The sequence below is a fragment of the Microbacterium karelineae genome, from assembly GCF_009745985.1.
In the GTDB taxonomy this organism is placed as follows: domain Bacteria; phylum Actinomycetota; class Actinomycetes; order Actinomycetales; family Microbacteriaceae; genus Microbacterium; species Microbacterium karelineae.
Genome location: NZ_WFIX01000180.1, coordinates 1 through 14,099 on the forward strand (window position 1 = coordinate 1; position 14,099 = coordinate 14,099).

At 69.8% G+C, this 14,099-nt stretch carries 12 protein-coding genes; 3 read left to right on the forward strand and 9 right to left on the reverse strand.

Translation table 11 applies throughout. From position 1 onward, the window contains the following. Nucleotides 1-159 precede the first annotated feature (159 nt). Genes GB932_RS08565 through GB932_RS08575 form a run of 3 tightly spaced genes read right to left on the reverse strand, consistent with a single transcriptional unit; the run spans nt 160 to nt 3,255 of the window. Nucleotides 160-1,047, reverse strand: a complete 888-nt coding sequence (locus GB932_RS08565; protein WP_156760285.1) for a carbohydrate ABC transporter permease — start codon at nt 1,045-1,047, stop codon at nt 160-162. After that, nucleotides 1,047-1,958: a carbohydrate ABC transporter permease gene (locus GB932_RS08570; RefSeq protein ID WP_156760286.1), complete on the reverse strand. Its 912-nt coding sequence runs from the start codon at nt 1,956-1,958 to the stop codon at nt 1,047-1,049. Before GB932_RS08570 ends, GB932_RS08565 begins: the two co-directional genes overlap by 1 nt. A gap of 25 nt (nt 1,959-1,983) precedes the next feature. After that, entirely contained in the window at nt 1,984-3,255 is a 1,272-nt protein-coding gene (locus GB932_RS08575) for an ABC transporter substrate-binding protein (RefSeq protein WP_156760287.1), read from the reverse strand. Nucleotides 3,256-3,405: 150 nt separating this feature from the next. On the opposite strand from GB932_RS08575, the gene GB932_RS08580 reads away from it, so the two are divergent. From GB932_RS08580 to GB932_RS08590, 3 genes are all read left to right on the forward strand, one after another. Next, complete coding sequence (locus GB932_RS08580) at nt 3,406-4,587, forward strand: ROK family protein (protein ID WP_156760288.1); 1,182 nt, start codon at nt 3,406-3,408, stop codon at nt 4,585-4,587. Nucleotides 4,588-4,721: 134 nt separating this feature from the next. Continuing rightward, nucleotides 4,722-5,159, forward strand: coding sequence for a TlpA family protein disulfide reductase (locus GB932_RS08585; RefSeq protein WP_156760289.1), 438 nt, complete (start codon nt 4,722-4,724; stop codon nt 5,157-5,159). Further along, a complete protein-coding gene (locus GB932_RS08590) occupies nt 5,152-5,631 on the forward strand; it encodes a DUF4395 domain-containing protein (RefSeq protein WP_156760290.1) in 480 nt (159 codons plus the stop codon). Before GB932_RS08585 ends, GB932_RS08590 begins: the two co-directional genes overlap by 8 nt. Before the next feature lie 239 nt (nt 5,632-5,870). On the opposite strand, the gene glgB is transcribed toward GB932_RS08590, so the two are convergent. The 6 genes from glgB to GB932_RS19610 all read right to left on the reverse strand — a co-directional run bounded on the left by glgB (nt 5,871) and on the right by GB932_RS19610 (nt 13,935). Next, nucleotides 5,871-8,078, reverse strand: coding sequence for a 1,4-alpha-glucan branching protein GlgB (gene glgB, locus GB932_RS08595; RefSeq protein WP_156760291.1), 2,208 nt, complete (start codon nt 8,076-8,078; stop codon nt 5,871-5,873). After that, the gene (locus GB932_RS08600; protein WP_156760292.1) at nt 8,075-9,496 is read right to left on the reverse strand and encodes a maltokinase N-terminal cap-like domain-containing protein; all 1,422 of its coding nucleotides are present in this window, start codon (nt 9,494-9,496) and stop codon (nt 8,075-8,077) included. The genes glgB and GB932_RS08600 overlap by 4 nt, the downstream gene beginning before the upstream one ends. After that, nucleotides 9,493-11,256 carry a maltose alpha-D-glucosyltransferase gene (treS, locus tag GB932_RS08605; RefSeq protein ID WP_156760293.1) on the reverse strand — a complete coding sequence of 588 codons (1,764 nt, stop codon included), beginning with the start codon at nt 11,254-11,256 and terminating at the stop codon, nt 9,493-9,495. Before treS ends, GB932_RS08600 begins: the two co-directional genes overlap by 4 nt. Continuing rightward, on the reverse strand, nt 11,253-13,205 hold the full coding sequence (locus GB932_RS08610) for an alpha-1,4-glucan--maltose-1-phosphate maltosyltransferase (protein WP_156760294.1): 1,953 nt from the start codon (nt 13,203-13,205) through the stop codon (nt 11,253-11,255). The genes treS and GB932_RS08610 overlap by 4 nt, the downstream gene beginning before the upstream one ends. 248 nt (nt 13,206-13,453) lie before the next feature. After that, nucleotides 13,454-13,804: a plasmid mobilization protein gene (locus GB932_RS08615; protein WP_156760295.1), complete on the reverse strand. Its 351-nt coding sequence runs from the start codon at nt 13,802-13,804 to the stop codon at nt 13,454-13,456. Then, nucleotides 13,804-13,935 carry a hypothetical protein gene (locus tag GB932_RS19610; RefSeq protein WP_306769944.1) on the reverse strand — a complete coding sequence of 44 codons (132 nt, stop codon included), beginning with the start codon at nt 13,933-13,935 and terminating at the stop codon, nt 13,804-13,806. The genes GB932_RS08615 and GB932_RS19610 overlap by 1 nt, the downstream gene beginning before the upstream one ends. Between the last annotated feature and the right edge of the window lie 164 nt (nt 13,936-14,099).

Sequence of the window (14,099 nt, forward strand, 5' to 3'; positions counted from 1 at the left end):
CGTTCGCATCGGCGAACGACCGGGGATAGATCTGATAGACGGCGGCCTGACGCCACCAGTCGGCATCTCCGGAGAGGATCGTCTCGGCGTGTGAGAGGGCGGTTGTCATAGATGGATCCTTACGCAGATCGGGGTCGTGTGGGGAGTTCTCTCGCATCATCAGCCCTTGACGGCGCCCTGCGTGACGCTCTCCATCACCCAGCGCTGGGTGAACAGATACACGACGATCGCGGGAGCCATCGCCATGAGGTACGAGGCGAACGACACGTGGTAGTTGCTGCTGAACTGGTTCTGGAAGAGGTTCTGTCGCACAGGGAGCGTCTGCAGCGCCGGATCCGAGATGATCAGCGACGGCATCATGAAGTCGTTCCAGGCATAGAGGAACGCGAAGATGCCGACCGTCGCGCTCATGGGCGCGAGAAGCGGGAAGATCAGCTTCCAGAACGTCTGCCACGTCGTCGCGCCGTCGATGCGCGCCGACTCCTCGAGCTCGAGCGGGATCGACCGCAGGAACGCCGTGAACAGCAGCACGCTGAAGCTCAGCTGGAACATCGTCGCGAGCAGGATCACGCCGCCCGGGTTGTCGAGCCCGAGCCGGCCCGTCAGCTGGATCTGCGGGAGTGCGACGACGGGGAACGGGATGAACATCGCCGCGAGCAGGTAGAAGAACGACCAGCGGAAGAGGCGCCGATCCCAGTTGCGCACGATCGCGTATGACGCGAGCGCCGCGAGCAGGATCGTCGCGCACACGGTTCCGGCCGTCACGAGGAACGACATCGCGAAGCCGACGGGGAACTTCGTGAGCTGCCACGCCTCGACGAAGCCCTCGATGCTCAGCGGCATGGGCAGGGAGAACGCCTGCCCGTCGACGGACTGTCCCGCCGTCTTGAACGACATGGAGATCGTCACGTAGAGCGGGATGAGCACCGTGACGGTGCAGAGGAGGAGGACGACCGTGGCCGACCAGTTCACCCGCTCGGGGCGGGTGCGCACCTTCGCGGCGCCGCCCGCGACGAGCGAGCGCGTGGTGGTGTTCTGCGTGGACATCAGAGGGCGCTCCTTCCGCGCGTGACCGAGAGCTGGAGCACGGCGACGAGCACCGCGACGAGGAAGAAGATCGTCGCGTTCGCCATCTGGTAGGCGTAGTCGCCGCCGTTGAAGCCCGTGATGATCGTCATCGCGACGCTGCGCGTCGCCGTGCCCGGGCCGCCGTTCGTGAGGCCGACGATGATGTCGTAGGCGTTGAGGAAGTTCTTGAATCCGAGGATCACGTTGATGAGCACGTAGCCCGCGACGAGCGGGATCGTGATCTGCATGAGCTGCTGCGGCTTCGTGGCGCCGTCGATGTCGGCCGCCTCGTAGACATCACCCGGGATCGACAGGAGTCCGGCGATGTAGATGAGCATGGCGCCGGGGATCGCCTGCCACGCCGTGACGATGACGATCGCGACCCAGGCGAGATCCGGATTCGCGAGGATGCTCGTCTCGAGCCAGCCGATCCCGAGCAGGCTGCCGAGGTCGGTCGCCGAGTTCGAGAACAGGAAGTTGAAGACGTAGGCGATGATGATGCCCGAGACGACCATGGGGATCACGAATACGGTGCGCAGGGCCGCCTTGAAGCGGATCCGCGCCGTGAGACCGACGGCGAGCAGCAGCGCGACGACGTTGACGAGGATCACCGTGGCGAGCGAGAACCCGAAGGTGAACAGGTAGCTCTGGAGGATCGCGGGGTCGCCGAAGGCGGCGACGTAGTTGATGAAGCCCACGAAATCCCAATCGCCGATGCCGATCGAGTTCGTGAAGCTGAAGAAGATGCCGATGACGCCGGGCACCGTGATCGCGAGCGTGAACAGCGCGAGCACCGGGAGGAGGAAGAGGTAGTAGATCGGATCGACTCGGCGCGATGAGCGCCGCACGCGGCTGTCTCCTCGCGTGACGATCGTCGTGGTGGTGGACATGTGAGCGGGACTCCTTCGTTCTGCTCTACTGACGCAGCGCCAGCCGCGCCCAGTCGGCGTCGAGCGTGCGCAGAATCGATTCGGGGTTCGAGCCGAGCACGATGGCCTGCCCGTAGTTGAAGACGGGGATCGTCTTCGGGATGAGCACGGAGGCGCCCTGATAGACCTGGCCGGCGTCGTAGAACTCCTGCATCCCCTCGACGCGCGGGTCGTCGTTCGGGGGTGCGTCGACGGTGGGCACGAAGCCGAGCTGCGAGGCGTTGTACGCCTCGATGATCTCCGGCTGGTACAGGTGCTCGAGGAACGCTCGGGCGGCCTCGGGGTGCTGCGCGTCGGCGGGGATCATCGCCGCGAGGTCGACGTTGACGCGCACCTTCCGGTCGTCCGGATCCTCGGTCATCGGCAAGGGGAACGTGCCGACCTCGAGGTCGGGGGCGATGCGCCCGACCTCGGCGATCGCCCACGGACCCTGCAGGTACATGGCTCCCTCGCCGTTCGCGAAGGCGACGTTGCCGTCGTCGTAGCCGCGGCTCGGCGCGTCGGGGTTCGTGTAGTTCTCGGCGAGGTGCACCATCTGCTCCATCGGCCCCGCGAAGTCCTTCTCGAACGACACGGCCGAATCGGGGCCGACCTCGGTGCCGAGGCCCGCCAGCTGCTCGAAGAAGTCGATCGTGTCGACCTCACCGCCGATCGAGTAGTCGAACCACCCCTGGCCGATCGTCCAGTCGTCCTTGAAGGTCGCGTAGAACGGGGCGACGCCGGCATCCTGGAGCCTGTCGCCGACCTCGATGAGCTCGCTCCAGGTCGTCGGGACCTCGAGGTCGTGCTCGGCGAAGATCTCCTTGTTGTAGATCACCGACGACGCCATGAGCGAGTAGGGCAGGGCGCTCGTCTGCCCCTCGCACACGCCGTACTGGTCCATGAGCGGCTGCAGGTCGGGGCGGATCGTCGCGGCGGCGTCGGTGCCGGAGAGATCGGAGAGCGCGCACCGGTCGACGAAGCGCGAGACCTCCATGTTGTAGTTCGCGAGCATGAGGTCGGGCGGGTTGCCGCGCACGAAGCTCGCCGAGACGACGTCGACGCCCGAGGTGTCGATGACGACCTCGACGTCGTCCTGCGAGGCGTTGAAGTCGGCGACGACCTGCGTCATGAAGTCGATCGCCTCGCGCTTGCTGAAGGTGAAGCGGACCGTCTCGGCTCCGGATCCTCCCGTGCAGCCGGCGAGCGCCGTCGCCGCGAGCGCGAAGCCGATGCCTCCTGCGGCGAAACGCGCCGCGCGTGTGGTGAGTGGGGACACCGTCGTCCTTCCGTCGTGGACAGCTGTCGATATTCGAAACTGTTTAAATTTAGAATGCAAATCAACTGTGACCCGATGGTGCCACCATCTATCGGCAGCTGTCAACCCCCTCCTCTGGGTCCCGCGACCAGCGGACGCTATCGTCGACTCATGCCCCGTTCCTCGGCCACATCGCCGCAGCTCATGCGCAGGATGAACGCGACCCTCGTCGCGCGCTTCGCGTTGCGCGCCGAGGAGTTCACCGCCGCCGATGTCATGGCCGCGACCGATCTCACGCGCGCAACGGTGCTCGGAGTGTGCGCGGACCTGGTCGCCGCGGGGTGGCTCGAGGAGCGCGCGGACTCGCGCGCCGCAGGGCTCACGAGCAAGGGGCGCCCCGCCCGCCGCTACCGGCTCCGCCGCGAGGTCGGCGTGCTCGTGGGACTCGATGCCGACGAGCATCACTACATCGTGCGCGTCACCGACGTGCGCGGCGGTGCGCTCGCCGAGACCACCACGGCCGTGGACTCGCGCACGATCGGCCCCGTAGGCCGCGCCGAAACCGCGCGCGCCGCGATCCGCGAGACGCTCGCGGACGCCGGCCGGGCGCCCGACGAGATCCTGCTCACGGTCGTCGGGATCCCGGCACCTGCCGGACCGTCCGGCGACTCGCCCGCGGGCGAGGGCGGCTACTGGCCGCTCATGAACGCGCACTTCGTGGACGAGCTGGAAGGCCGCGTCATCGTCGAGAACGATGCGAACCTCGCGACCCTCGCCGAGAGCGCCGCGTCGGACGACGGCCTCGGCGACAACGTGGCCACGCTCCTGGCGGATGAGCGCTTCGGAGCGGGCCTCATCGTCGACGGTCGACTCCTGCGCGGTCCGCGCGGCGGAGCCGGCGAGATGCGGTTCCTGCGCCTCATATTCGATGAGGATCACGCCTCCGACGGCCTCGGCGCCCTGGCCCGCCACTGGGCCCGCGAGGCACTGCGCGGATCCGGCGCCCCGAGCAGCCTGCGCGACCTCGACGTCGTCGAGCCGAGCGACGTCCTCCGCGCCGCGCGCGATGGGGATCCTCTCGCGTCCGACATCGTCCTCCGCCTCGGCGCTCGCATCGCCCGGATCGCGTTCGCGCTGACGAGCCTGCTCGATGTCGAGAAGGTCGTCGTCGCGGGCGACCTCTCCGGAGAGCTCGACGACGTCCTGCGCGTCGCGCGGGAGCTGCTCGCCTCTGACTACCCCCCTCCGATCCCGGCCCTCGAGGCGAGCGCTCTGGGCGGCGACGCCATCATCGCGGGAGCGATCGAGCGCGCCCTCGCCGAGGTCCACGAGGATCCCCTCGCGTTCCTCTGACGGCGCACCGCGTCGTTCCCGAGTGCCGCTCTGCCGTTGAGCCGCCGTCACGGGACGTGAACGCGCTCGGGAGCCGGTATGAAACAGTGCGACATCCCACCCCGCGGGAGCCCGCGCGGCAGTACCGTCGTGGCATGTCGCCACTGACCGCGGTCTTCATCGCCCTCGGCGTCGTGCTCGTCGCCGTGGGCCTCGGCCTCACTCTGCGCGCGCGGGACGGCCGGGTGCGCGAGACCGGCCAGGGCGATGTGACCGCACAGGCGCTCGACGTGGATCCCTCCGCCTTCGGCACCCGCGCGACGCTCGTGCAGTTCAGCACCGAGATGTGCGCCCGCTGCCCGGCGACCCGCCGCCTGCTCACCGAGATCGCGGACGAGCGGGACGGCGTCGCGCACGTCGACGTCGACCTCACGGACCGCGCAGACCTCGCCCGCGACTTCCACGTGATCCAGACGCCCACGACCCTCGTCATCGACGGCGCACGCGTCGCCCGTGCGCGCATCGGCGGCGCCCCGAACCGCGAGTCCGTCCTCGCCGCGCTCGATGGTCTGGGGGCACGAGACCATGCCTGAGACCGGAATCGATGTCCGCGGCCCGCGCTTCGGCGCCGCGATCACGACGGCGATCCTGTTCGTCGCCCTGGTGCAGGCGCTCGCCGGATCCGCGTCAGGCGCCGTCGCCGCGCTCCCGCTCAGCCAGCGCGCCGCCGATCCGGGCTTCGTCGCCGTCGCCATCGCCGCCGCGCTCTTCCTGTGGGGCGTCCTCTCCCCGCGCACGGCGCCGTGGGGCGTGATGTTCCGCCGCGTCGTCGCGCCGCGGATCGGCCCCGTGCGCGAGCGGGAGGACCCGCGCCCGCCGCGCTTCGCTCAGGGCGTCGGCCTCGCCGTGACCGCCGTCGGTCTCGCCCTGCACCTCGCGGGCGTGCCGTGGGCCCTGCCGATCGCCGCCGGCGCGGCTCTCGTCGCCGCGCTCCTCAACGCCGCATTCGGCGTGTGCCTCGGCTGCCTGATGTACCTGGGCCTCGCCCGCCTCACGCAGCGCTGACGCTGAGCGCTCCCGAGTGCCGCACCGCCCTTTCAGCGCGGAGGAGGGGCCGGGACGCACTCGGGAGGCGCCTGCTCCCAGATCGCGACACGGTCGCCGCGCGCCTGGGTCGTCCAGCGAATGATCACGCCGCGGTCGCTCGGCGACGAGCACCCACTCGCCTTCCTCCGACGGGTTCGCAGGTGCCTCCCAGTCGCTCTGCGCCCCGAGAGCGACCACACCGCACCCGCGAGCGCCCCTCACGCCACGGAGGTGAACCAGACCGTCGCGAGAGGCGGGACGGTGATGTCGGCGTACGCCGGGAAGCCGTTCCACCCGCCCTCGACGGCCTCGATGGATCCGTAGTTGCCGACGCCGCCGCCGCCGTATGCGGCCGCGTCGGTGTTGACGACCTCGGTCCAGCGGCCCGCGCGCGGCAGGCCGATGCGGTAGCCGGAGTGCGGCATCGCGGCGAAGTTCGCCACACACGCGAGCAGGGACGCATCGTCGTCCGCCGACGAGCGCCGGAGGAACGCGAACACGTTGCCGGCCGCGTCGTCGGCCTGGATCCAGCCGAACGTGGCGGGATCCACGTCCCACGCCCACAGCGCCTCCGCCCCGCGATAGGCGGCGTTGAGGTCGCGGATCGCGGCGTGCACGCCGCCGTGATCGGGCAGGTCGAGAAGCCACCAGTCGAGCTCGCGCGACTCCGCCCACTCCGAATCCTGGGCGAACTCGCCGCCCATGAAGAGCAGCTGCTTCCCCGGGAACGCCCACATGAACCCGTACAGCGCCCGCAGCGTCGCGAGCTGGCGCCAGCGATCTCCCGGCACCTTGCGCAGCAGGGACCCCTTGCCGTGCACGACCTCGTCGTGCGACAGGGGCAGGACGAAGTTCTCGCTCCACGCGTAGACGGCGGCGAACGTCATCTCGTGGTGGTGGTACGCGCGGTGCACGGGATCACGGGTCAGGTACTCGAGCGTGTCGTGCATCCAGCCCATGTTCCACTTGAACCCGAAGCCGAGCCCGCCCGCGCTCGTGGGCTGCGTGACACCGGGCCAGGAGGTCGACTCCTCGGCGATCATCGTGATGCCGGGCACCCGCTTGTATGCCGTCGCGTTCAGCTCCTGCAGGAACTGCACGGCCTCGAGGTTCTCGCGTCCGCCGTGGATGTTCGGCGACCACTCACCCTCCTCGCGCGAGTAGTCGAGGTAGAGCATCGAGGCGACGCCGTCGACGCGCAGGCCATCGGCGTGGAACTCCTCGAGCCAGAACAGGGCGTTCGCGTAGAGGAAGTTGCGCACCTCACGGTGGCCGAAGTCGAAGATGTGCGATCCCCATTCCTTGTGCCACCCGCGCTGGGGGTTCGGATCCTCGTACAGCGGCGCCCCGTCGAAGCGCGCGAGCGCCCACTCGTCGGTCGCGAAGTGCCCCGGCACCCAGTCGAGGATCACGCCGACGCCCGCCTGGTGCAGCCGGTCGACGAGCAGGCGGAATCCATCGGGATCGCCGAAGCGGCTGTCCGCGGCGAAGTAGCTCGTGACGTGATAGCCCCAGGATCCGCCGAACGGGTGCTGCATGACGGGCATGAACTCCACATGCGTGAAGCCCAGGTCGGCGACGTATCCGACGAGCTCGTCGGCGAGCTGCTCGTAGGTGCGGCCGCGCCGCCAGGATCCGAGGTGCACCTCGTAAATCGACACGGGCTCGGCGACGAGCGCCTTCTCGCGCCGCTCCGCGATCCACGCGTCATCGCCCCACGCGTACGCGCTGTCGTGCACGCGGCTCGCGGTCGCGGGCGGCTCCTCCGCCCAGCGTGCGAGCGGATCCGCCCGCTCGTGCCAGACCTCGTCGGCGCCGAGGATCGAGTACTTGTACCGGGCACCGTGGCCGATGTCGGGAACGAACAGCTCCCACACGCCCGACGTGCCGAGCTGCCGCATCGGGTGCTCGCGGCCGTCCCAGCTGTTGAACTCGCCCTTCACCCGGACGCCGCGCGCGTGCGGCGCCCACACGGCGAACGACGTGCCGGACACATCCGGCACGACGCCGGCGCCGTCGAAGGTGCGCACGTGCGATCCGAGCACCTCCCACAGGTGCTCGTGGCGTCCCTCGCCGATGAGGTGCAGGTCGACCTCGCCCAGCGTGGGCAGGAAGCGATACGGGTCGTCCGACTCGTGCGGCGCTCCGTCCGCGTAGGTCGTCACGACACGGTAGGTCGGCACCTCAGGAAGATCCAGGACGCCCGACCAGACGCCGTACGCCTCGTGCACGAGCGGCGCGTCGGACCATGTGCCGTCGGCCGCGAGGATCCGCAGCGACACCGACGACGCGAGAGGGCGCAGGACGCGCACCGTGACGGATCCGGCATGCGGATGGGCCCCGAGGATCTCGTGCGGATCGCCATGGCGGCCGTCCGCGATCATCTCGAGGATCCATGCGTCCGTCGTCTGCAGCTCGTTCGTCATGCGGTGTCTCCCGTGTGTCCGAGGCGCGCGATCGCGGCCAGGGGGATGCCGACCCAGCTGGGCCGGTTGCGCTGCTCGTAGACCGCCTCGTACACGGCCTTGTCGGCCACATACGCGTCGAGCAGCAGGATCTCATCTGCCGGCAGCGCTCCGTCTCCCAGCCCGACCTCGTCGGCGTAGGCCGAGACGAACGTGTCGCGCGCCGACGCCGCCCATTCGTCGCATTCCTCCGCGCCGCGCGCGACGGGATCCCGGCCGTCGGCCGGCGACATGCGCACGACCGCGAGCGCGTAGTCGAACGAGCGCAGCACGCCCGCGACGTCGCGCCACGCGGAGTCGGGCAGCAGCCTCTCGGCGAGCGGCTTGGCGGGCTCGCCCTCGAAGTCGACGATCCGCCACCCCTGCGGCGTGCGCAGCGCCTGGCCGAGGTGCATGTCGCCGTGGATCCGCTGCACTGCGAGGCCCGGCAGCTCGCCGACGCGCGAGAACAGGCCGCGCAGCCGCGGCGCATGGGCGTCGAGCTCGGGGACGGCGAGGATCGCGCGATCGAGACGCTCGCGCATCCGCTCCGCGAGCGCGACCGCGGCGTCCGGGCCGCGCCGCTCGCTCGGGAACACCTCGCGCAGGTGGCGATGGATCCGCGCCAGCGCGCGGGCGAGCTCGGCCGCCTCGCGCGCATATCCCGCGACGCTCGCGCTCTCGTCGACGAGCATCGTGCGCACGCTCGACAGGGCCATCTCGAAGCCGTCCGTCGCCCCTCGCAGGTAGGCCTGCAGCATGGCGAGCTGCAGCACGGATCCCTCGCTGACCGCGTCGGCCCAGCCGATGAGGTCGGGGACGTCGCCGTTGCCGGCCTCCGTGAGGGCGCGGAGGATCTCGATGTCAGGGTTTCCGCCGGGCGTCACCTTGCGGAAGACCTTCATGATCGACTGCTCGCCGAACCGCACGGAGGAGTTCGACTGCTCGCCCGTGAGCGGCGACGACGACGCGTCGGGATCGAGCTCGACGGCGGCCGCCGCCACGCGGTGGAAGCGGGCGCCCGGCACCTCACGAGGCGCCGACGGCGTCGCCACGGCGAAGGCATCGAGCCAGAGGGCCATGGCGTCGCGGTCGTGCACGGCGTCGTATGCCCGGCCGGATCCGCCCGCCAGCACACCGACGAGCGCATGCTCGAGCCGGGCGACGGGTTCGTCGTAGTACGACAGCGGCACCTGATAGGTCTCCTCGCCGCCCTCCGCATCGTCGTACGCCACGTCGATGAGGTGCACGCGCACGGCTTTCAGCCCGCCCGCGGCGTCGTCGGGGCCGAGCTCGGCGATCGTCCTCGCTCCCATGACGCGGAACGGGCGCCCCTTGCCCCCGAACCAGCGCGTGCGCACGAGGTACGACTCGAACGCGTCGGGCGCGAGGGCGATCACAAGACGCCGCCCTCGGGATCCGAGGCGGGTTCCTGCAGTCGGAACCACAGGAACGCGTGCCCGCCGAGCGTGAGGAAGTACGGCAGCTCTCCGATGCGGGGGAAGGGGACGCCGCCGAGGATCTCGACCGGGACGAGACCCTCGAAGCGCCGCAGGTCGAGCTCGACCGGCTGCGGGAACTGCGACAGGTTGTTGACGCAGATGATGATCTCGCTCGAGGTGTCGTCGATCGCGTGCTCGCGCGAGAACGACAGCACCGACGGATTGGATCCGCCCAGGTCGTTGAACCCGCCGAGGCCGAATGCGGGGTGCCGCCGCCTGGCGCGCATCATCTGCCGCGTCCAGTTCAGCAGGCTCGAGTGGTTCTCCTGCTGCGCCTCGACGTTGACCGACTGGTATCCGTACACGGGATCCTGCACGAGCGGCAGCGCGAGCTTGCCGGGGTTCGCGCGCGAGAATCCCGCGTTGCGGTCGCTCGACCACTGCATGGGGGTGCGCACGCCGTCGCGGTCGCCGAGCCAGATGTTGTCGCCCATGCCGATCTCGTCGCCGTAGTAGAGGACGGGCGATCCGGGCAGGCTCAGCAGCAGCGCCGTGAACAGCTCGATCTGGTCGACGTCGTTCTCGAGGAGCGGCGCGAGGCGGCGGCGGATGCCGATGTTCGCCTTCATCCGCGGATCCTTCGCGTACTCGCTCCACATGTAGTCGCGGTCCTCCTCCGTCACCATCTCGAGCGTGAGCTCGTCGTGGTTGCGGAGGAAGATGCCCCACTGGCAGCCCGCAGGGATCGACGGCGTCTGCGCCAGGATCTCGCTGATCGGGAAGCGCGACTCGCGGCGCACGGCCATGAAGATCCGCGGCATGACGGGGAAGTGAAAGCACATGTGGCACTCGTCGCCGCCGACCTGCGGATCCCCGAAGTAGTCGACGACGTCCTGCGGCCACTGGTTCGCCTCGGCGAGGAGCACGCGATCCGGGTACTCCGCGTCGATGATGGCGCGCACCTTCCGGAGGAAGTCGTGCGTCTCGGGCAGGTTCTCGCCGTTCGTGCCCATGCGCTCGTACAGGTAGGGCACGGCGTCGAGGCGGAAGCCGTCGAGCCCCATGTCGAGCCAGAAGCGCATCGCGTCGATCACCGCGTCGTGCACGGCCGGATTGTCGTAGTTCAGGTCGGGCTGGTGGTGGAAGAAGCGGTGCCAGTAGTACTGGCCGCGCTCGGCGTCCCACGCCCAATTGCTCGGCTCGCTGTCGACGAAGATGACCCGCGCGTCCTGATAGAGGTCGTCGGTGTCGTTCCACACGTAGAAGTCGCCGTACGGGCCGTCCGGGTCCGCGCGCGACGCCTGGAACCACGGGTGCTCGTCGCTCGTGTGATTGACGACGAAGTCGATGATCACGCGGATCCCGCGCGCGTGCGCCTCGCGGACGAAGCGGCGGAAGTCGTCGACCGTGCCGACGGCGGGGTGCACGTCCGTGAAGTCGGCGACGTCGTACCCGCCGTCGCGCAGGGGCGAGGGGAAGAACGGCGGCAGCCACACGCAGTCGACGCCGAGCCACTGCAGGTAGTCGAGCTTCTCGGTCAGCCCGCGGAAGTCGCCCTGCCCATCGCCGTCGCCGTCGTGGAACGAGCGCACGAGCACCTCGTAGAACACGGCGGTCTTGAACCATTCGGGCTCGCGGGCGGCGCCCGGCGTATCCGGGAACGGCTCGTCGGCGATGACCGGGATCGACGTGGTCAGCGGCGACGCCTCCGCCGTCATGCGTCGGCCCGGATGGTGAGGACGTGCGCGACGTGGTGGCCGGGATCGAACGAGACGTGGTTGTGCTCACCCCACCACCAGTCCTCGCCCGTCAGGTGCTCGCGCACGCCGAAGTGCTCGGGCAGGCCGAGCGCCTGCCAGTCGAGGTGCACGGTCGTCGCGCGCGCCCCGTTCGGGTCGAGGTTGATGACGACGATGACGGTGTCGACACCGGAGCCCTTCGTGAAGACGAGCACATGGTCGTCGTCGCTCCAGTGGATCCGCAGACCCCTCAGGGTCTGCAGCGCGGGGATCTCGCGGCGCAGCGCGTTGAGCCGCGCGATGTACGGGGCGATCGTCGTGCCGGCCGCCTCGGCGCCCGCCCAGTCGCGGATCCGGATCTGGTACTTCTCGCTGTCGAGGTACTCCTCGCTGCCCGGCCGCACCGCGACGTGCTCGCAGAGCTCGTAGCCCGCGTACATGCCCCAGGTCGGCGAGGCCATCGCGGCGAGCGTCGCCCTGATCCGGAACGCGTTCGGGCCGCCGTACTGCAGGAAGGCGTGCAGGATGTCGGGGGTGTTGGGCCAGAACGCGGGCCGCATCGTGTGATCCGACTCGTTCGAGACCTCGGTGAGGTACTCCTCGATCTCGGTCTTCTCGGTGCGCCACGTGAAGTACGTGTACGACTGGTGGAACCCGGCCGCGCCGAGCCCGTGCATCATGGCGCGGCGCGTGAACGCCTCGCTGAGGAAGATCACATCGGGGTCGGTCGCGCGGATCCGCCCGAGCAGCCACTGCCAGAAGTCGAGGGGCTTCGTGTGCGGGTTGTCGACGCGGAAGATCCGCACGCCGCGCGCCATCCAGAACCGCACGATGCGCTCGGACTCGGCGTAGATCCCGTCGCGGTCGTTGTCGAAGTTGATCGGATAGATGTCCTGGTACTTCTTCGGCGGGTTCTCGGCGTAGGCGATCGTGCCGTCGGCGCGGGTCGTGAAGAACTCGGGGTGCTCGGTCGCCCACGGGTGGTCGGGGGCGGCCTGCAGCGCGAAGTCGAGGGCGATCTCGAGGCCCAGCTCGCCCGCGCGCGCGACGAACGCGTCGAAGTCGGCGAGGGTGCCGAGGTCGGGGTGGATCGCGTCGTGGCCGCCGTGTCGGGATCCGATCGCCCACGGCACACCCACATCGTCTGGGCCGGGGTCGAGCGTGTTGTTGCGCCCCTTGCGGTTCACCTCGCCGATCGGGTGCACGGGCGGCAGGTAGAGCACGTCGAAGCCCATGTCGACGACGCGGTCGAGGCTCGCCATCGCGGTGCGGAACGTGCCGCTGATCGTCCTCCCCGTCTCGGGATCCACACGCGCGCCCTCGCTGCGCGGGAAGAACTCGTACCAGGATCCGTACATCGCGCGCAGGCGGTCGGCCTGGAGCGGGAAGGATCCTTCGACCGTGAGGAGGTCGCGCAGCGGGTGCTCGCGGAACAGCGCCGTCGTCTCGTCGCTCTCGATGACGGCGACGCGCGCCTCTACGGGGCGGTTCGCGTCGGTCAGGGCGGCCCGGAGCGCGGCGGCGCGCGGGTCGGCACCGCGCTCCTCCTCGAGGCGGTCGAGCAGCAGCAGGCCCTCCGTGAACATGAGGTCGACGTCGACGCCAGCGCGGATCTTCACCTCGGCGTTGTGCTGCCAGGTCGCGAGCACGTCGCTGAAGGCGTGGATCTCGAAGCCCCACGACCCCGGGGCATCGGGCGTCACCCACGCCTCCCAGCGGTCGCTGCCCTTCGCGATCTCGCGCATGGGCACGGGCTCCCGGCGCGCGCCGTCGGGCGCGACGAGCACGACCTCGGCACCGAGCCGGTCGTGACCCTCGCGGAAGACGGTCGCGCGGATCGGCTGCGCCTCGCCGACCGTGGCCTTGGCGGGGCGGGCGCCCCCGTGAACGAGCGGGTGGACATCGACAACGGGTATACGGCCGACCATGAGATCAACCTAGTCCGGTGCGAGACCTCCGCGGAATACCTTCGCGGAGAGGGTTCACACAGGGTTCACACGCGGACAGCGCTTGCCGGGGCGCGGCGGCGGCGATCCCGCGTGCGATCCGGCCCCGCCGCGCCGCCCGCGGGTGCCGCCCGGTCGTTCTGGGCGGAGTTGACGACCACCACGCACCCGCGAGCGGGCCCGCGCGCTCGTCTCAGCCGATGCCGACGAGGATCAGGGCCGTCGCTCTGTCACGCGGCGTCGTGGAGCCGAGCGATCTCGGTGCGCAGCGGCGCGATCGCTTCATCCACGATGTGACGGATCTGCTCGACAGGGATCATGCCGTCCCCGCCGAGAGCGTGCCCGTCCGCCGCGAGCGCGCGCGTGATCAGCTCTCGCGCATAGGTCGACACGCCGATGCCACGCGCCGCGGCGGCGTTCTCGAGAGCTGCCCGTTCGCCATCGCTCAGCCGAACGGAGATCGGCGCGTTCCGCGCCGCGCGCCGCTGGACCTCGACCCCGGAAGGGTACGGGTCATCCTTCGTCTGCTCTGCCTCGGCCGTGTGCGCCGACACGAGCGCGGCGATCCTGTCGTCGCTCATCACTGAACCCCCTCGTAGATGCGCAGATCGGCACGGTTCGCCTTCCAGGCGGACGTGCCCCAGAGCTCCTCGCCATCCCGCACTGCGGTGACGGTGATCACGAACCCCGCAGACGGCGAGTACCCGATCACGCGAACACCTCTGCCTGAGTGCGACTTCGGATCGGGATCCATGAGGACGCCGATCGGATCGCTCCATGCTTCAACCGCCCATTCGACGCGGATGTCCGCATCACCGCGCTTTCGCTCGGAACGATGCTCGATGTGCTCACGCGCGTACCTCCAATCCGGAATCG

Excerpts from the sequence above, each read along its gene's own strand:
- GB932_RS08565 (WP_156760285.1), bottom strand. The coding sequence starts at position 1,047 with ATGTCCACGCAGAACACCACCACGCGCTCGCTCGTCGCGGGCGGCGCC.
- GB932_RS08570 (WP_156760286.1), bottom strand. The coding sequence starts at position 1,958 with ATGTCCACCACCACGACGATCGTCACGCGAGGAGACAGCCGCGTGCGG.
- GB932_RS08580 (WP_156760288.1), top strand. The coding sequence starts at position 3,406 with ATGCCCCGTTCCTCGGCCACATCGCCGCAGCTCATGCGCAGGATGAAC.
- GB932_RS08585 (WP_156760289.1), top strand. The coding sequence starts at position 4,722 with ATGTCGCCACTGACCGCGGTCTTCATCGCCCTCGGCGTCGTGCTCGTC.
- GB932_RS08590 (WP_156760290.1), top strand. The coding sequence starts at position 5,152 with ATGCCTGAGACCGGAATCGATGTCCGCGGCCCGCGCTTCGGCGCCGCG.
- glgB (WP_156760291.1), bottom strand. The coding sequence starts at position 8,078 with ATGACGAACGAGCTGCAGACGACGGACGCATGGATCCTCGAGATGATC.
- treS (WP_156760293.1), bottom strand. The coding sequence starts at position 11,256 with ATGACGGCGGAGGCGTCGCCGCTGACCACGTCGATCCCGGTCATCGCC.
- GB932_RS08610 (WP_156760294.1), bottom strand. The coding sequence starts at position 13,205 with ATGGTCGGCCGTATACCCGTTGTCGATGTCCACCCGCTCGTTCACGGG.
- GB932_RS08615 (WP_156760295.1), bottom strand. The coding sequence starts at position 13,804 with ATGAGCGACGACAGGATCGCCGCGCTCGTGTCGGCGCACACGGCCGAG.